This is a genomic window from Rhizobium sp. WSM4643 (assembly GCF_025152745.1).
GTDB lineage: Bacteria > Pseudomonadota > Alphaproteobacteria > Rhizobiales > Rhizobiaceae > Rhizobium > Rhizobium leguminosarum_I.
The window spans coordinates 1,657,643-1,675,664 of sequence record NZ_CP104040.1; the positions used below are offsets into that span (position 1 = coordinate 1,657,643).

At 60.7% G+C, this 18,022-nt stretch carries 16 protein-coding genes and 1 pseudogene; 6 read left to right on the forward strand and 11 right to left on the reverse strand.

The features are described 5' to 3' along the window. Nucleotides 1-8: 8 nt before the first annotated feature. Nucleotides 9-1,007, forward strand: coding sequence for a TRAP transporter substrate-binding protein (locus N1937_RS08425; RefSeq protein ID WP_260058251.1), 999 nt, complete (start codon nucleotides 9-11; stop codon nucleotides 1,005-1,007). A gap of 290 nt (nucleotides 1,008-1,297) precedes the next feature. After that, nucleotides 1,298-1,957 (forward strand): peroxiredoxin, encoded by a 660-nt coding sequence (locus N1937_RS08430; RefSeq protein ID WP_017964008.1) that lies wholly within the window; start codon nucleotides 1,298-1,300, stop codon nucleotides 1,955-1,957. Nucleotides 1,958-2,023: 66 nt separating this feature from the next. On the opposite strand, the gene N1937_RS08435 is transcribed toward N1937_RS08430, so the two are convergent. Continuing rightward, nucleotides 2,024-2,794 (reverse strand): gamma-glutamyl-gamma-aminobutyrate hydrolase family protein, encoded by a 771-nt coding sequence (locus N1937_RS08435; RefSeq protein WP_222252827.1) that lies wholly within the window; start codon nucleotides 2,792-2,794, stop codon nucleotides 2,024-2,026. 192 nt (nucleotides 2,795-2,986) lie between these two features. Next, complete coding sequence (locus tag N1937_RS08440) at nucleotides 2,987-3,709, reverse strand: glutathione binding-like protein (protein WP_260058259.1); 723 nt, start codon at nucleotides 3,707-3,709, stop codon at nucleotides 2,987-2,989. A gap of 195 nt (nucleotides 3,710-3,904) precedes the next feature. Between N1937_RS08440 and N1937_RS08445 the strand changes: the two genes are divergently transcribed. Continuing rightward, nucleotides 3,905-4,888 carry a lytic transglycosylase domain-containing protein gene (locus N1937_RS08445; protein WP_222383793.1) on the forward strand — a complete coding sequence of 328 codons (984 nt, stop codon included), beginning with the start codon at nucleotides 3,905-3,907 and terminating at the stop codon, nucleotides 4,886-4,888. 95 nt (nucleotides 4,889-4,983) lie between these two features. After that, nucleotides 4,984-5,937, forward strand: coding sequence for an NAD-dependent epimerase/dehydratase family protein (locus N1937_RS08450; protein ID WP_260058262.1), 954 nt, complete (start codon nucleotides 4,984-4,986; stop codon nucleotides 5,935-5,937). Nucleotides 5,938-6,024: 87 nt separating this feature from the next. On the opposite strand, the gene N1937_RS08455 is transcribed toward N1937_RS08450, so the two are convergent. The 6 genes from N1937_RS08455 to N1937_RS08480 form a co-directional block, all read right to left on the reverse strand. Continuing rightward, the gene (locus N1937_RS08455; protein ID WP_260058263.1) at nucleotides 6,025-7,290 is read right to left on the reverse strand and encodes a glycerate kinase type-2 family protein; all 1,266 of its coding nucleotides are present in this window, start codon (nucleotides 7,288-7,290) and stop codon (nucleotides 6,025-6,027) included. Nucleotides 7,291-7,416: 126 nt separating this feature from the next. Beyond that, nucleotides 7,417-8,814: a dipeptidase gene (locus tag N1937_RS08460; protein WP_260058265.1), complete on the reverse strand. Its 1,398-nt coding sequence runs from the start codon at nucleotides 8,812-8,814 to the stop codon at nucleotides 7,417-7,419. Nucleotides 8,815-8,831: 17 nt separating this feature from the next. After that, a complete protein-coding gene (locus N1937_RS08465) occupies nucleotides 8,832-9,890 on the reverse strand; it encodes an ABC transporter ATP-binding protein (protein ID WP_260058266.1) in 1,059 nt (352 codons plus the stop codon). A 7-nt stretch (nucleotides 9,891-9,897) separates the two neighbouring features. Further along, nucleotides 9,898-10,689 (reverse strand): ABC transporter permease, encoded by a 792-nt coding sequence (locus N1937_RS08470; protein WP_260058267.1) that lies wholly within the window; start codon nucleotides 10,687-10,689, stop codon nucleotides 9,898-9,900. Further along, on the reverse strand, nucleotides 10,686-11,510 hold the full coding sequence (locus N1937_RS08475; RefSeq protein ID WP_162118450.1) for an ABC transporter permease: 825 nt from the start codon (nucleotides 11,508-11,510) through the stop codon (nucleotides 10,686-10,688). Before N1937_RS08475 ends, N1937_RS08470 begins: the two co-directional genes overlap by 4 nt. Before the next feature lie 114 nt (nucleotides 11,511-11,624). Continuing rightward, entirely contained in the window at nucleotides 11,625-12,665 is a 1,041-nt protein-coding gene (locus N1937_RS08480) for an ABC transporter substrate-binding protein (protein WP_260058270.1), read from the reverse strand. Between the two features lie 73 nt (nucleotides 12,666-12,738). On the opposite strand from N1937_RS08480, the gene N1937_RS08485 reads away from it, so the two are divergent. After that, nucleotides 12,739-14,757, forward strand: a complete 2,019-nt coding sequence (locus N1937_RS08485; protein WP_260058271.1) for an adenine deaminase — start codon at nucleotides 12,739-12,741, stop codon at nucleotides 14,755-14,757. Between the two features lie 109 nt (nucleotides 14,758-14,866). Further along, entirely contained in the window at nucleotides 14,867-15,166 is a 300-nt protein-coding gene (locus N1937_RS08490; protein WP_017964020.1) for a DUF6074 family protein, read from the forward strand. A gap of 42 nt (nucleotides 15,167-15,208) precedes the next feature. On the opposite strand, the gene N1937_RS08495 is transcribed toward N1937_RS08490, so the two are convergent. The 3 genes and pseudogenes from N1937_RS08495 to N1937_RS08505 form a co-directional block, all read right to left on the reverse strand. Further along, entirely contained in the window at nucleotides 15,209-16,300 is a 1,092-nt protein-coding gene (locus tag N1937_RS08495) for an extracellular catalytic domain type 1 short-chain-length polyhydroxyalkanoate depolymerase (RefSeq protein ID WP_260058273.1), read from the reverse strand. A 222-nt stretch (nucleotides 16,301-16,522) separates the two neighbouring features. Then, nucleotides 16,523-16,782: pseudogene (locus tag N1937_RS08500) on the reverse strand (catalase HPII); the annotation flags it as partial. Between the two features lie 177 nt (nucleotides 16,783-16,959). Continuing rightward, the gene (locus N1937_RS08505; RefSeq protein WP_162118453.1) at nucleotides 16,960-17,880 is read right to left on the reverse strand and encodes a hypothetical protein; all 921 of its coding nucleotides are present in this window, start codon (nucleotides 17,878-17,880) and stop codon (nucleotides 16,960-16,962) included. Nucleotides 17,881-18,022 lie beyond the last annotated feature (142 nt).

Consider the following 18,022-nt stretch of genomic DNA (forward strand, 5'->3'; position numbering starts at 1 on the left):
ACAACCCCATGGACAATCTCAACCGACGCAATTTCCTGAAGACCGCAGCTCTCGCCGGAACGGCGCTTGCAGCCCCCGTCTTCGTCCGCACGGCTGCCGCCCGCACGACGACGATCACGATCGCTTCGCTGCTCGGCGACGACAAGCCGGAAACGAAAATCTGGGTGAAGATCGGCGAATTGGTCGAAGCGAAGCTTCCCGGCCAGTTCAAGTTCAATATTGTCAGGAACGGTGCGCTCGGCGGCGAGAAGGAGGTGGCCGAAGGCGTGCGTCTCGGTTCCATCCAGGCCAGCCTTTCCACGGTCTCGTCGCTCTCCGGCTGGGCGCCCGAGCTGCAGATCCTCGATCTGCCCTTTCTCTTCCGCGATGCCAACCATGTCCGCAAAACCGTCGCCGGCGATGTCGGCGCCGATCTCAAGCAAAAACTGCAGGCGCAGAATTTCGTCGTCGGCGATTTCATCAATTACGGCGCCCGCCATCTCCTGACCAAGGAACCAGTGACGCGGCCAGAGCAGCTCAAGGGCAAGCGCATCCGTGTCATCCAGAGCCCGCTGCACACCAAGCTCTGGAGCGCATTCGGCACGACTCCGATCGGCATTCCGATCACCGAGACTTATAATGCGCTCGCAACCGGTGTCGCCGACGCGATGGATCTGACCAAATCGGCCTATGCCGGCTTCAAGCTCTACGAGGTCGTGCCAGACATGACCGAGACCGGCCACATCTGGGCGTCAGGCGTCATCTATTATGCCTCGACCTTCTGGGCCGGCCTTAACGACGAGCAGAAGGCGGTATTCCAGCAGGCTTCCAGCGAAGGGGCTGCCTATTTCAACCAGTTGATCGTCGACGACGAATCCAAATCCGTCGAGACGGCCCTTGGCCATGGCGGAAAGCTCTTGCAGCCGGAGGCCTTCGACGAATGGCAGAAGGGCGCGCAGGGCGTATGGGCCGACTTCGCGCCAATCGTCGGCGGCATCGACAAGATCAAATCCGTTCAGGCAGCCTGAGCCAAGGGCAGGCGGTTACTTCAGCAGGTTGACGGGAACCGATGGCAAAAAATCGGTCTTTTCACCGCGCCGGCCTTCCGGAAAAATAATGCCGGAGCAGGAGGCAAAATCGAAAGAGCATGCCTTCGGTTCTCGTGGTATATGGCTTAAAGAAATGCGACGAAAATCTTGGGATGGGAGGCTTTCTGTTCTCAGCCGTCACGACCCGGACTTTTGAATGTCCGGTAGGCGGCTCCCATGACGACGATCTGCATTAATGACATTCAACATCAGGCTTTGGAGGGCCGACCATGAGTTTACGTATCAACGACATTGCCCCCGATTTCACTGCCGACACCACACAGGGACCGATCAGCTTCCATGATTGGATCGGCAACGGCTGGGCCGTATTGTTCTCGCATCCAAAGAATTTCACGCCAGTTTGCACGACCGAACTCGGCGCCATGGCCGGCCTTGCAGGGGAGTTTTCCAAGCGCGGCGCCAAGATCATCGGCATCTCCGTCGATCCTGTGGAAAGCCATGCCAAGTGGAAGAACGACATCAAGACCGCCACCGGCTTCGACGTCGAATATCCTTTGATCGGCGACAAGGACCTCAAGGTCGCCAAGCTCTACGACATGCTGCCGGCCGGCGCCGGCGAGAGCTCGGAAGGCCGCACGCCTGCCGACAACGCGACGGTGCGTTCGGTCTTCATCATCGGTCCCGATAAGAAGATCAAGCTGATCCTGACCTATCCGATGACGACGGGCCGCAATTTCAATGAGATCCTGCGCGCCATCGATTCCATCCAACTGACGGCCAAGCACCAGGTGGCGACACCGGCGAACTGGAACCAGGGCGAGGACGTCATCATCACTGCCGCGGTTTCCAACGAAGACGCGATCACGCGTTTCGGTTCCTTCGATACGGTTCTGCCCTATCTCAGAAAGACCAAGCAGCCGACGGCCTGACGACTGCTTTCAAGCCATCCCCAAGCCGCCGCGAAAGCACTTCGCGGCGGCTTTTTACTGATCAGACTAGGCGATGGCTTGATGGGCTCTCACCGCATCGCCGAATGCTTGAAACAGCGCACGATTAACAGGGTTGGTTTGCGGATCGTATTCGGCATGCCATTGCACACCCAGAGCAAATCCCGGCGCGTCCTTGAACCGTATCGCCTCGATCGTCCCGTCCTCGGCAATGCCTTCGGCAACGACCCTCTCGCCGAGTTCGAGGATGCCCTGTCCATGCAGGGAATTCACCCGGATCGTCTCCCGGCCGAGGATACGCGCAAACATCCCATCCGCAACGAGCTGAACGTCGTGTCGATCGCCGAAAACGATGGCTGGGTCGGGATGGATCTCACCTGTTTCCAGGCGCGGCATTCGGTGGTTCATGCGTCCGGGCAATTCCCGGATTTCGGGATGCAGCGAGCCGCCGGCGGCGACATTCATTTCCTGAAAACCGCGGCATATGCCGAAAACAGGAACGCCTTGCGCAACACAGGCTTCGATCAATGGCAGCGCCAGCCCGTCACGATCCTCATCATATGGCTCATGCTTGGGATCCGGCACCATGTTGAATCGGCTGGGATGGACATTGGCTCTGGCACCCGTCAGCAGAATGCCGTCGACGACAGCCAGCAGATCCGCGATATCGGCCAGTTTAGGATTGCCGGCAAACATCAGCGGCAACGCTTCGGCGACATCGGCCACGGCTCGCAAATTGTTTTCTCCGACAAGCTGGGTCGAGAAGCGGCTTTCGACGATGCGGGCGTTCCCGATGATGCCGATTACAGGTCTTGCCATTGCTTGTCACACCCCAAGTCGCAACGCCAGCTACTGCCCAAGCCGCCTGGCCCTCGGGCAGGTGATTTGCAACGCCGCGAAACCGGAACCGGCCTCGGACTGACTGCCGGCTCGGTTGTCACCATATGGTTATCCTTGGTCGCGATGCAGGTGCAAGAGCTTTTGCGACCGCCAAGGCATCTGGGCCGGTGCTCAATCCGGAACGGGAAGGGCGCGCTGGTTGTAGAGGATCTTGCGGATGCGCGCCTGTTCCTCTTCGGAGAGCTTGCTGTTGTCGGTGCCGAGATCGGCGCCGACCGCAAGGCCGCGCTGGACGCCGGGCCTTGCGCCGACTTCCTCGAACCATCGCTTGAAATGCTTGAACTCGTCGATGTCCTGACCCTGTGCCTGCCAGCTGACGGTCCAGGGATAGCTGGCGATGTCGGCGATGGTGAATTCGTCACCGGCAAGGTAGCGCCGGTCGCGAAGCCGCATGTTGAGAACGCCGTAGAGGCGGTTGGCTTCGTCGGTGAAACGCCGCACCGCATAGGACTGATCGCCTTCGCGATCGCCAAGGCGACGGAAATGACCGGCCTCGCCGAGTTTCGGCCCTTGGTTCGCCATCTGCCAGATCACCCATTGCGTGACCTCGTATTTGCCACGCAGATCCTGCGGCCAGAATTTTCCGGTCTTCTCGGCGAGGTAGAAGAGGATCGCGCCGGATTCGAAGACGCTCAACGGACCGCCGCCGTCGGCAGGCGCGTGATCGACGATGGCAGGCATGCGGTGATTGGGGTTGAGTTTGAGATAATCAGGCTTGAACTGGTCGCCACGGCCGATATTAACCGGCACCAGCCGGTAGGGCGTGCCCGTTTCCTCCAGGAAGATCGAAACCTTCTTGCCGTTCGGCGTCGGCCAGTAGTGGAGATCAATCATCTGCTTATCCTCGTTCGCTCGGGATTTCCTGGCAAACAGGATGACGCTACGACCATGGCAGGTCGAATATGTTTGTTCCAAAATCGGTAGCGAAATTAGAAACCTGTGACCGTCCCCGGCACCAATTCGGGTGCAGGTATGGAAATGGGGGAGGCGTCGCGCCTTCATCAATGGTATCTAAAATCCAGCGTCGCGATGGAAGTTCGAACCCGCCGAGATCCGATGATACGTCGAAAGCGTCAGTCCGACATTGCGAGGAGATCGACGAAGGCCATGCTTTCGCTCTGTCTTCTGTTTCCCGCCGTGGACACAATAAAGGCCCAGCCTGAAGGGAGCGCCGGGTCGCCGGCCTGCTTGTATTCGGGACCTTCGGCGGCGGGATCGGGTGAGACGCTCTGCATCCGGAAAGACAGTTTCAACTACGACCTTTGCGTCGCGATCGAGCATTTCGCCAGCGCCAACCAATTGCCGGCGGATTATTTCGCCCGTCTCATCTGGCGAGAAAGCACCTTTCGCCCCGACGCAGTCAGCTTCAAGGGAGCCCAGGGGATTGCGCAGTTCATGCCCGGAACGGCCAAACTGCGCGGTCTCGAAGACAGCTACCAGGTGTTGGAAGCCCTGCGGAAATCGGCGCAGTATCTCGAAGAATTGCGCAATCGTTTCGGCAATCTCGGCCTTGCCGCCGCCGCCTATAATGCCGGGGAAAACGGCCTTGCCACTTACCTTGCGTCAGGCAGATTACCTTACGAGACGCGCAGCTATGTGATGGCAATCACCGCGCATACGGTCGAGGAATGGAAGGATAACCCACCTGAAGATGCGGCCGCCCCGCTCGACAAGGACAAGTCCTTCCTCGATGGCTGCGTGGCGCTTGCGGAGAGACGGACGTTGAAGGATACGCCCTGGCGGCAGGAGGGTGAATGGGCGCCCTGGGGCGTCCAGCTTGCGGCGAATGCAAATGTCACGGTCGCCCGGCGCATGTTTCTCGATGCCGTGCAGGATCTGCCTGCGCCCCTGAATGCGGAGCAGCCGCTGATCCTGCGCCAGCGCGATCGCAGCTTCGGTTTTCGGCCGCGTTATGCTGTTCGCATCGGCCGGCAGACGCGCATGGAAGCCAACGACCTCTGCAACCAGATTCGCAAACACGGCGGCACCTGTCTGGTTTTCAAGAATCGATAGCAGCCCCGGTCCAGCCTCTTGATCACGAAAAGTCTGCTTGCAGGATCACCTGAACGCAACATATTCGACACGGAAATGCCAAGGGAGGAACGATAATGCGGGTTTTGGTAATCGGGGCAACGGGCCATGTCGGGACCTATCTCGTCCCCCGTCTGGTGGAAGCCGGTCACGACGTCGTCACGATCAGCCGCGGCACGGCAAAGCCTTATACGGCAAACCACGCCTGGGCTGCCGTCGATCAGCGTCAGATGGATCGGGCAGCCATGGAGCGGACGGGTGATTTCGGCCCGGCCGTGCGTACATTGGAAGCCGACATCGTCATCGACATGATTTGCTTCACGCTGGAAAGTGCCGAGCATCTGGTGACGGCGCTGTCGGGGCATGTCGGTCACTTCCTGCATACCGGCACGATCTGGACGCATGGCCATTCGACGGTCGTACCCACGCTGGAGGAGACGCCGAAATTTCCCTTCGGCGACTATGGGACGCAGAAGGCGGCAATCGAAACCTATCTGCTGCAGCAGGCAAGGCTTCGCGGATTTCCGGCAACCATCATCCATCCCGGGCACATTGTCGGTCCCGGTTGGGCGCCGCTCAATCCGGCCGGCAATTTCAACCTGCAGGCCTTTTCAACCCTTGCCCGCGGAGAGACCCTGGCGCTGCCCCATTTCGGCTTGGAGACCGTTCATCACGTCCATGCCGATGACGTGGCGGCGATGTTCATGGATGCGATCGCCAACCGGAATGCGTCGACCGGCGAAAGTTTCCACGCGGTTTCGGAGCAGGCATTGACCCTTCGCGGTTATGCCGAATCCATGTCTCGTTGGTTCGGGCATGAGCCGAAGCTCAGCTTCGCCCCATTCGACGCCTGGGCCGAAAGTCAGACGGCTGAGGATGCGAAGGCGACCTGGGAACATATTGCCCGCAGCCCGAATTGCTCGATCGCCAAAGCCAAACGCCTGCTCGGTTACACTCCGAGATACACCTCCCTGCAGGCGGTGCAGGAATCCGTGGGTTGGCTGGTCGGGCAGGGGCGGATCGAGACCTGATCCGCCAGCCCCGCGCGTAGCGGTCGGCTGCTTTTGTTTTACGCAATTCCGGACGGAAAACCGCTTCGCACTTTTCCTGAAATTGCTCTAACGGATCAGGATCGCCCTGAAATCATTGACATTGGTTCCGGTCGGGCCGGTTTCGAAGAGATCGCTGGTGGCCGCAAAGCCCGAATAGCTGTCATTACCGTCGAGCAGCCGGCGCGGATCGAGCCCGGCGGCGCGCAAGCGCCTCACCGTGCCGCCATCGGCAAAGGCGCCGGCATTATCCTCCGAGCCGTCGATCCCGTCGGTATCGGCAGCGAGGACATGAATGCCCTCCTGTCCGTCGATCGCAAGCGCCATGGCGAGCGCGAATTCGCCGTTGCGTCCGCCCTTGCCACCCTTGGTTCTCAGCGTCACCGTCGTCTCGCCGCCGGAAAGGATGACGACCGGCTTCGGAAACGGCCTGTTCCGGCCCGACACTTCGCGGGCGATGGCCGCATGCACCAGCGCCACGTCGCGCGATTCTCCCTCGATCGCATCGGAAAGGATCGCCGGCTCGATCCCCTGCGACGTCGCCAGGGCAGCGGCCGCCGCCAGCGAAACGCCGGCGGAGGCGATGATGTGATGCGCGTGGCGCAAGAAGACCGGATCATCCGGCCGCGGTGCATCGGCCTTCGGCGAGTCCAGATGGCCGAGTGCTGCCTGCGGCAGCTGTAATCCGTATTGCCTGATGATCTCGAGCGCATCATGTCGTGTCGAACCATCAGGCACTGTCGGCCCGGAGGCGACATGGGCCGGGTTGTCGCCGGGAATATCGGAGACGATCAGACTGACGACTCTCGCTTCGGTCGCTGCCGCAAGTCTTCCGCCCTTGATGGTGGAGAGATGTTTGCGCACGACATTCATCGCCGAAATCGGCGCGCCAGACGCAAGCAGCATTTCGTTGAGCGCGATCTCGTCTTCAAGGGTCAGCCCGTCCGGTGGGGCAGGCAGCAGCGCCGAGCCGCCGCCGCAGATCAGCGCGATCACCAGATCGTCTTCCGTCAGCCCGTTCACCGTCTCCATCAGCCGCTTTGCGGCGGCAAGGCCAGCCGCATCCGGCACCGGATGCGCTGCCTCGATGATCTCGATGCCGCGTGTCTCGCAGCCATAACCGTAACGGGTGACCACCACACCTTCGAGCGGTCCGTCCCAGACGCTTTCGAGTGCCCGCGCCATCTGCGCCGCGCCCTTGCCGGCGCCGATCACCACGGTCCTTCCCTTCGGCCTTTCAGGCAGATGCGCCTTGATGCCGGTCAGCGGATCGGCGGCGCGAACCGCCGCGTCGAACAGGCCTTTCAGGAAATCGCGGGGAGCGGTTATCGTCATCGGTGGTCTCTACTGCCTCGGTATCGATGGTAATGTGGGGCGCTTGCTGCGCCATAGCCTACTGCATAATGCAGCAATTCAAAGTGTTACAGCGCCCGAAAAGCTGCCCGGCGCGGCACACTCGCGTCAGTCGGCGAGGGCCGCCAGGATGCGGACCCAGGATCGTATGCCTTTATGAAAGCTGGAGAGATCGTATTTTTCGTTCGGGCTATGGACGCGGTTGTCGAAGCGGGCGAAGCCGACCAGCAGGGCATCGCATCCGAGCCGGCGTTTGAATTCCCCGATGATGGGGATCGAGCCTCCGGTGCCGGCAAGGGCCGCTTCGCATTGCCATTCTGTCGAAAGCGCCTGAAGCGTTCTGGTGAGAAACGGACTGTCGATCGGCATGACCGTTGCCGGCGAGAGCCCGTAATCCCTGAAGCTGACCGAACAATCCTGAGGGATACATGCGCGCACGTGCCGCTGGAAGGCATCGCGGATCGCCTGGGGATCCTGTCCTTCCACCAGGCGAAACGAAATCTTGGCGCTCGCCTTGGCCGGAATGACCGTCTTGAAGCCTTCGCCCGTATAGCCGCCGCTCATGCCGTTGATCTCGCAGCTCGGCCGCGCCCAGATCTGTTCGAGGACGGAACGGCCTGCCTCGCCGGCCGGATCTCTGAGGCCGATATCGCCGAGAAAGGCCGCCTCATCGAAGGGCAGCCTTTTCCACAGCGCCTTGATGGCGTCCGGGAGCTCTTTGACGCCATCATAAAAACCCTCGACCGCGACGCCGCCATCGGCGCGCCGCAGGCTCGAAACCACGTCTGACAGCACCTGCAGCGGATTGCGCGCGGCATTGCCGAACATGCCGGAATGCAGGTCTTGATCGGCGCAGATGACCTCGATTTCCGTACTAAAGATACCGCGCAGCATCGTCGTGACGGCAGGCGTTTCGCGATCCCACATATCCGTGTCGCAGACGAAAACCGCATCGGCCTTCAACTCGTCTGCCGTGGCATCCAGAAAGGGTGCGAGGCTCGGGCTGCCGGCCTCTTCCTCGCCTTCGAACAGCACGCTTATCTGCACCGGCAGTTTTCCGGTGACGCTCCTCCAGGCGCGACAGGCTTCGACGAAAGTCATCAACTGTCCCTTGTCGTCGGACGCGCCGCGCGCCACGATCGCGGTATCGCCGTTCGGCAAGGCTTCCATGCGCGGCTCGAACGGATCGCTCGTCCACAGCGCCAGCGGATCGACCGGCTGGACATCGTAATGGCCGTAAAACAGCAGATGCGGTCCGGATGCAGCCTTTTCATGGGCGACGACCATTGGATGGCCGGTCGTTTTGCGCACCGATGCTTCGAAGCCGATCGCAGCCAGATCCCGGCTCAGCCATTCGGCAGCAGCGCGGCAGTGATCGCGATAGGCCGGGTCGGTCGAGATGCTCGGAATGCGGATCAACTCGAACAGCCGCGCCAAGCTGCCATCGAGGCTTTTGTCCACATAGGCGAGAACGGCATCGATATCTTGGTCCATGGCACTATTCATCGTCTCTCCTCAGCGTTTCAATCTTCCGGATCGAGAATGCAGCATTGCTCTGCTAGAGGCGTCAGCACCGCGGACGCCCCTGGTTCCATCGGATTGGACAACGCCCCATTGGCGGTAATCTCTCCCGCTGATGTCATGCATTTGTACTGATAGGCCCGGCCGAGATAGGTGCGCGTGCCGAGCACGGCCGCGATGCCATCGCCGTCACGGCTGACGGCAAGACCGTCTGCGCGGCAGGCCAGCACGAAGTCATCCTTGATCGGCCCGAATGTGTCCTGTGACAGCTGCAGGCTGGCTCCGCCCGTTGTTTCGGTGGTCACAAGCGCGCCGTTGCGCGCGGTCACCTTCATACGGATCAGGTTCTCGAAGCCGACGAAACGGGCGACGAAGGCGTTGGCCGGCTGACGATACAGCACCTCCGGCGCGTCGAGCTGCATGATGCGCCCGGCATTCATGATCGCCACTCTGTCGGAGATCGAGAATGCCTCCTCCTGGTCGTGGGTGACGTAAAGTGATGTCGTGCCATTGGCGCGCTGGAGCTGCCTGATCTCGACGCGCATGTCGATCCTGAGCTTTGCATCCAGATTGGAAAGCGGCTCGTCGAACATCAGAAGCGGTGGCTCGATGACCAAGGCCCGGGCGAGAGCCACGCGCTGTTTCTGACCGCCTGACAGAGCCGACGGCAGGCGGTCGGCGAGGGCGGAAAGGCCGACACGCTCCAGCATGGCCATCGTTCTTTTCGTCAGTTCCGGCTGAGGAATACGACGCTGCCTCAGGCCGAAGGCGACATTGTCCTGTACGCTCAGGTGAGGAAAAAGCGCGTAGTTCTGAAAGACCAGGCCGATGTCGCGCGCATGTGCGGGAAGGCCGGTCAGGTCGCGCTCGCCGAGCTTGATGCTGCCGCTGCTCGGTTGCAGAAAACCGGCCACGAGGCGCAATGTCGTCGTCTTGCCGCAGCCGCTGGAGCCGAGCAAGGAGACCAGTTCCCCGGCCATGATTGAGATCGACAGGTCCTTGAGCACCTGCGTGCTGCCGTAATGGGCGGAGATGGAATCGATGGTGAGGGATACGGTCAAGAGTGTTCTACTTTGTCAGGAAGGTGAGGCCGAGCGTGGCCTCGACGACGGCCATGACGCCGACTGTCACGAACATCAGCAGCACCGAGACCGATGCGATCGTCGGATCGAAGAACTGTTCCATATGCGCGAGTATCTGGATCGGCAGCGTCGAGATGCCCGGCCCCGTCAGGAAGACCGAAACCGACACGTCGTTGATCGAGGTGATGAAGGCGAGGATGAAGGCCGCAATGACCCCGGCGCGGATGTTCGGCAGGACCACGGTCAGGAAGGTTTTCAGCGGCGGGCAACCCAGGCTGATCGCCGCCTCCTCGACGGAAAAATCGAAGGCCGCCATGCTGGCGCCGACGACACGCACCGAATAGGGCAGGATCAGCAGGGCATGGCCGACCAGCAGGCTGATAAAGATCGGCATTCCGAGGCCGATCGTGACCGATTTCATCAGCGAGAAGCCGAAGACGATCTCCGGCACCAGGATCGGCAGCACGAAAATGGTGGAAAGCCAGCGCGGCAATTCCACCCGGTAGCGGTTGATCGCATAGGCTGCCGGGACACCAATCAGCAGGGAGAGCGCCGTGCCGAGAAAGGCAACCTGCAGGCTGGTGATCGCGGTCGTGCGGAAGGCCTCGATCTGGAAGATATTGACGAACCAGCGCAATGTCAGGCCCTGCGGCGGGAAGGTCAGATAGGTCGTGTCGCTGACGGCCGCACCGATGATAATGACGAGCGGTGCGAGCAGGAAGAAGAAAACGCAGGCCGCAAAGGCCGCGAGGATCGGGTGAACGCGCCGGTCCATCACACCGCCATCGGATTGAGCCCGCGTGCGATGCGGCTCATGATGAGGACGACGCCGAGCGTCAGCACCACCATGATGGCGGCAATCGTCGATGCACCGACCCAATCGAAGGTCACCATGGCGCGCTGGTAGAGGAATGTTCCCATCATCATCTGCTTTTCTCCGCCGAGCAGTTGCGGTGTCGCATAGGAGGTGAAGCTGCCGGTGAAGACCAGGACCGCGCCGACGATGAGGCCGGGTGTCGCAAGCGGCAAGATCACCTGAAAGAATGTCATCAGCGGTTTCGCGCCGAGCGACGCGGCCGCATCGATCAGATCGCGCGGGATGCCTTCAAGCACCCCGACGAGCGTCAGGATCATCAGGGGAACGAAGAGATAGACCATGGCAACGATCACCGAACCTTCGGTATAGAGCATCGAAAGCGGTTCACTGAGGATGCCGGTCGAGATCAGCATGGCGTTCAGAATGCCGTTCTTTCCGAGAATGATCAGCCATGCGAAGGACCGGACGACGACACCTGTCAGCAGCGGAAAAACCGCTGCGATGATCATGACGCTCTTTGCGCGACCGGGCATCTGCGCGATCACATAGGCGGTGATGAAACCGACGGTGAGCGAAATCGCCGTCGTGATCAGGGCGATTTCCAACGTGCGATAGAGAACCGCCCGCCGAAAACCGCTGTTGAAGAACGTCACATAGGGAGCAAACACACCCTTCGGTTCCGCAAACGTCGCCGCAATGGTGATGGCGACCGGAATGATGAGAAGCACAATGACGGCAATCGTCGCCGGCATCGTCAATCCCCATCTGGCAAAATGCTTCATCTCAAAACTCGTGGCATGTCCTGATATCACGGCGCCGCATCTCGGATTCGAATGTGCGGCGCTTCCATGTCTGGCAGTCAACCGGCTTCAGGTCAGGCCGGGATATCGGGCACCTTACTGACCGAAGACTTCGTTCCAGCGGTCGATCCAGTCGGCCTTGGCAGCATTCATCTTGGCATAGTCGATGCGGGTGAGGCTGGCGACCATATCCGGGCCATAGGTCCAGATCTTCGCCTGGTCCGGCGTCAGGCTGACCTTTGTCGAGATCGGCGCATCGACGCCTTGTTCCGCTTCGGCCTGCTGGACGTCCTTGGACAGGATGAAGTTGATGAACTGATGCGCGAGTTCGACATTTTCCGCACCCTTCGGGATGTTCACGGTGTTCAGCGTCGCGATGTCGCCGTCCGTAAGCTTGGCCCATGTCATCGTCGGAACGGCCGCCTGCATCGACGCCAGGGTAAAGTCCTGGGCCAGCGCAACGCGCACTTCGCCTGTTGATATCAGGTTCACCAACTCCGAGCCGGTGTTGTAGTTCTTGACGACGTTGGGCTTCAACGCCTCGATTTCCGAGAAGGCCTTGTCGGTGTCTTCATAGGCATCTGCGCCACCATGCTTGCCGGCTTCCAGAACGACCAGCGGGCCGGCCGTAGTGGTGATTCCGGGCAAGGAGACGGAGCTTTTCAGATCGTCGCGCCACAGGTCGCCCCAGGCGGTGATCGGCGGGTTGACCTTGGCGGAATCATAGACGATGCCGACGCGCCCTATCGTATAGGCAGGGCCGTATTTGCCCTGAGGCGCCTTGCCCAGTTCGTAGATATCCGCGAGGTTGGGAATCTTCGACGCATCGATCTCCTGGAACAGCCCCTGCTCGATGCCGAGCTGCGAGAAGCTGTCTGTGAGATAGATGACATCGACGCCCTTGCCATCGCGCAATTTCAGCTTGTTGAGCCGGTCGGCATTGTTGCCGGTTTCGAACACGATCTCGCAGCCGCAGATCTTCTTGAACGGCGTGATGATGTTCGCATTCATCTTCTCGCCATTATAGCCCCACCAAGAGATGGTCAGCGTCTTCGATTGCGCATGTGCCGCTGCGGTGCTGCCGACGGCGGCAAGCAGCGCCAGAGACAGGATTCGGGCAAAACGTCTGGCCTTCATGAGCAATGTCCTTCTGTGAAAAGCGGCGTTGGCAATCGGGATGATACCCCCAGGATTTGGGGGATACTATTTTTTGATCGATCAGCTCGCAAGCTCAATAATTGAGCAAATACGCTCTTGTGCGAGGAATTTTCCAAGACCGGAGCATCGCTTTACACATCGGCGTGTGGTCTTTACGGTCCGGCGGTTCCAGCTTCTCACGGGCATTTCATTCATGGCCACTTCGCGCACTGCTCTTCCCGACGATCTGCTGATCAACGCGTCCGACGAGGTTCTGACGCGCCAGGATCTCGTGCTGACGGCGCTCGGACGCCGGCCCGCCGACAGGCTGTTGCGGGTCGGCAGGTTGCTCGATGTCCATTCGAGGACATGGCTCGACGATCAGGAGATCGTCATCAAGGGCCGCCGCATCGCCTATGTCGGCCCCGCCGGCAGTTACGCAGGCGAGGTGAACGAGCGGTTCTCCGAGCCGGATCTTGCGGCCGTGCCGGGCTTCGGCGAGGCGCACAAACATATCGAAAGCTCCCATCTGACGCCGGAATGGGAGGCGGCTTTGGTGATGCCGCATGGCGTGACCTGGACATGCGAGGCGAGCCACGAATTTTCCAACGTCAACGGCGCCCGCAATCTGGAATTCTGGCTGGAAGCGCGCCGGCGCGGATCGCCGATGAAAATCTTTCCCCTGCCTGGCTCAGCCGTCCCGCCGACCGCCTATGAATGGGGTGGCGGCTGGTTCGGCTATGACGAGCAGAAGGCCTTCCTTTCCGAAAGCCTGATGGTCGCCGGGCTCGACGAGGTCATGGACTGGCCGTCCATTTCAGATCCCGGCAATCCTTCCTACGATCGGCTGTGGGGCATGATCGGCGCGACCTTCGAGCAGCGCGGCGTGGTCGAAGGCCACGGTGCTGGACTGCGCGACATGGCCTCGATCAATGCCTTTGCCGCGGCAGGTCTCGCCTCCGATCACGAAGGCTGGTTTCTCGATGAGATCTGGCAGAAACTCCTCCACGGTCTTTTCATCGAGCTCAGGCCGCATTCCCTGCCGGAGGTCATCCGCGGACTGATCGACAAGGGGCTGACGGATTGGTCGCAGATCGCGCTGGTCACCGACGACCGCAGCGCCTCGGACACGCTGAAAATCGGTGCGACCGACCACAATGTCCGCCTCGCCATTGAAAACGGCCTTGCGCCGGAGATCGCCATCCAGTGCGTCACCCTCAATCCGGCACGCCATATGCGGCTGACGCCTTGGGTCGGATCGATCGCGCCGGGCCGCTTCGCCGATTTCGTTCTTCTCAGCGACATCGCCAGCCTGTCGATCGAAAGAGTGTGGGCGGACGGGCGTCCCGTGTCCGAGGGTGCGACATTCATTGGCGTGCGCCCTGAAATCGATTGGCCGCAATGGGCGACGCGGACCGTGAAAATAGACCGGACGGTGACATCCGACGATTTCCGCATCGAGGCGCCGCCGAACCGGGCCACGGTCAATGCTGCACTTTTGCGGCCGTTTCACTGGCACGACGATTTCATCACCATGGAATTGCCGGTGGAAGAGGGCGCCGTGCAGCGGGATGCCGCGCGTAATGTCACCAAATTCGCAATTGTCGACCGGTTTTCCGGGGAGGCGAAGGTCTCCAGGATGTTCTGGCTGGGCACCGGACCGCGCACGCCGGAGACGGCACTCGCCTCCACGCTGGGGCACGACAAGCACAATATCTGGACGGTCGGCTCATCCGACGAGGCGATGGCGATATCAGTCAATGCCCTGAACGAGCAGCAGGGCGGCTGGGTGCTGGTATCCGGCGGCAAGATTCTCGCCCGCGTCCGCTACGAGATCGGCGGCTTGATGACGGCGCGTTCGGCCGAAGTGCTCGATGCGGAGATGCAGGCTCTTTATGCCGCTGGCGCCGGGATCGACTGGATGTACGAGCCGACCTTTTCGCCTCGATGGTGGCCGGGATTTCCCGAACGCCTGTCGTTTGCGACGTTGACCTGCTCGCCCTGGCGCTGGGTCCTGGTCGCGCCGTCGGAACTGGCGCCGGAGGGGTTCGTGAACGTGCTCACCGGCAAGACCCATCCGATTGTCTGGTGACGTTGCGGCCCGCCAAAATTCCACCTGATTGATCTTCTTACTGCAGCAAATAGAAAGCATTAACCATAGTCCCGTAGACAACGAACAGGATCAAAGGAACCTGTGTTCGATGGCTACTGAAATGACCCGCCGGCCTGCCGGCGACAATGAAGGCAGGATTATTGCCTTCCCCGCTGGAACCGGAACTGCCAATGTCGAGCGTTGCGCTCGCGAACTCGGCCGGCGGCATGGCGCAGATGCGATAGAATTCTGGAAGGCCGAATGCCGCAGGATTGCCGATCAGCTTTTGGCGGCAGGTATGCCGGAGAGCGATGTCGGTCAGCGGGTGCTGCAGTTTCAGCAAGACGTCCAGAGCGAACTCGTCTTCAGCCATCAAAACGGACCATTGCCCAAGTCTCAAAACCGATAGCGGCGATCTCGCGGGTTCTGACGGCCGTCATATGCCTTGCGACTATCGCAGCAGTCCGGCGGACCGAAGGGCGTCTTCAATGATTTTTTGGATGCCGCCACGATCGCTACCTGTGCCGTATGGATCTGCCGCGCTTTCCGGTTGAGCAGCAGAGACTTTCGCGTTGCGCCGTTTTTCAAACGAGGGGACGAGACCCCAGGACCTGGCAATTTCGACGGTCGAGGAAATTCCGACGTCAAGCATGAAGGGACCGCTTGCCCCATAGCCGGTGCCGACATCAAGCGGCGTGCCATGACCCATCCCGGCAATCGTATAGAGCTCGATCACCTCGACGCCGTCAGCGTCGGTCCAGACCTTTCGCTGATGCTGTCCGATCTCTTCGACACGCGCCGGGAATGCGTCGACGCCGTGGACATGTGTCCATTGCTCGACCATCGTATTTGCGTTGGACGGCACGACGGTTCTGTCTGCGCTTCCCTGCCAGATCGATAATGTCGGCCACGGTCCGTTGTGCTCTGAAGCATTTCTCAACCGCTGTTGAAGCTCTTTGCTGGTCGGACCGCCCTGGCCGCGCATTCGGTCGAACGCCTCGGGAATGGTTGCGGCACTGGCATATGGCAGGCCTGCGATGATTGCGCCGCCGGCAAAGACCTCGGGATAGGTGGCGAGCATGGCGGCGGCCATCGCACCGCCAGCCGAAAGTCCGGTCACGAACACGCGCCTGCCGTCGATGCTGTGTTCCGCAACCACCTTCGCAATCATCTGACGAATGGAAAAGACCTCGCCGTGATCCCGGCTTATGTCCTCCGGGTTAAACCAATTGAAGCAGAGGTTTGGATTGTTTGCCCGCCGTTGCTCGGGAAACAGCAGTGCGAAGCCGTAGTCCTCGGCCAATCGCGACCAGCCGGACCCGATATCATAGCCGGCGGCAGTCTGGGTGCAGCCATGCAGGACGACGACCAGGGCCATGTTCTTCCCGTGCTGTGACGGCAGATACGTATAGCCTCCCAAAGCCCCGGGATTAGAACCGAACGTTTCCAGGGAGACGAGGTCGGTGTTGTCCTGCGTGGGGCGGGTGCGAAGCATTCCTCGCAGCGCAGCAAGGCGTGCAAGCGTGTCTGACATGGATCTCATGAAAATTCTCCGCCAATCAGCAGCCGGGACGGCGGTGATGCTTACATAAACGCGTCAGTGAGCGAATGGTTGCTGCAGTGCACAATATTCTGGGGTGGCTGCACTTCCAAGCGCGTGGGCATGGTGCGCCGGCTCCCGCGACGAACCGGCTCCGGGCAAGTTCCATGACGTAGGCTCAAACCTACGGCAAACCACTCTCTCACCGAGTGACGAGGAAAACGGTCAATTCAATTTGACCGATGGCTCCCGGCCCCAGACACGCAGTTTGCCAAGCGCCTTGATAAAAGCTGTAACGTCCTTCGTCGCTCCGAGCGCAATCACGCCTCATCGGGTGAATTGGCGATTCCGGCCTTCTGCATCAGCGCCTGTGCTGATTCCACATAGCCGATGAACTTGCAGTGCACGAAGGCATCCGCCACGAAATCGCGGGCCGTTGCCTCCTTTAGCAAGTCGCCGGTTCCCTCGGCCGAGGGGAGGAGTGCGGTCCGCCGTACTCCGGTGAGATTTTGACCTCACCGAAGCATCACCACGGCCGCATGTTCCGCTCGATGCAAAATAAATCGCCAATTGGGAAAGAGGCTGGCGGCGGAGAGCCGCGATGGCGCCGGTTAAAAGGGGACGCGTTGCCCTTCGACCCCGCGCCCGGTTTCCGTCGATTCTTAAATCCGAGGTGTGACGAGGAGATCCTCCTCTTCATCGCGCTGCGACCCACCGAACGCTGCGGCGGCAGAGGCGATGAAAGCCCCGATCAGAAGCGACAACGCGCCGAGCAATGCCGTGGTGGAGGCCGCCTTGCGTGCCTTATCGGCGGCTTTCTGGGCGGCGACCTTGGCGTCGTCGATCCGCTTCAGAACGGTGTCGACGCGGGTACGCGCATCGGCTTCGGAAAGACCGGTCCGCGCAGAGACGATGGTGGCGAGATAGGCCTTGTCATCATCAGGAATTTGGCCTTCAGCGGCGCCGTTCAGGAGGATGCGGGATACTTCCGCCGTTGCCGCGGCGTCATTCGACGGTGCCGCTGCGCGAGTCTGATCAGGACGCAGCAACGCGTCGGTAAAATAGGCAGTGGGCAAATCCATCGGCGATGCTGTCGACGATGCGGCTGCCGTGCCGGCTGCAGTGGCGGTCGAACCCACAGCTTGTGCGGCGGAGCCTACGGCTTGTGCGCCTGCGCCGGCAAGCGAAGTCAGCGACGACGCCAGAAATCCGGCGACGAAGATCGTAGCCAGCGCCCAGCTGATGAAGCCATGCGCCGTATCGCGGAAGAACACCTCGTCGGTGTGGACGGCCGCCCACTTCGTGCGCAGCCGGCCGGTGATGTAGCCTCCGAGCCCGGAGGAGAGCCATTGCACGACAACGAGCCAGATCGCTGCCGTCACCCCCACCGTGCCGAGCGAACTGCTTTGCCCCGACCAGGGCGACACCATCGTCAACCCAACCCCGGATCCAAGCAACAGAAGAATGAGCGTCACCCCGATGGCAGCCGCGGCGCCTGCGAAGATAGGCCCCCATGTGATGGCGGATTTGGACGATTCGACCGGAGTAGCAATCTCTCCGGAACCTGTCATTGAAACCGACATGATCTGTTCCTATCGCATAAACAGAGCAAGAAGGATGATGATCGGCAGTGGAACACCAAGCAGCCAAAGAAGAATACCGCGACCCATGAGAGACCTCCTGTCAGGAACTGACGTTACGTGGTTGATGCCACTCAACTTTTAT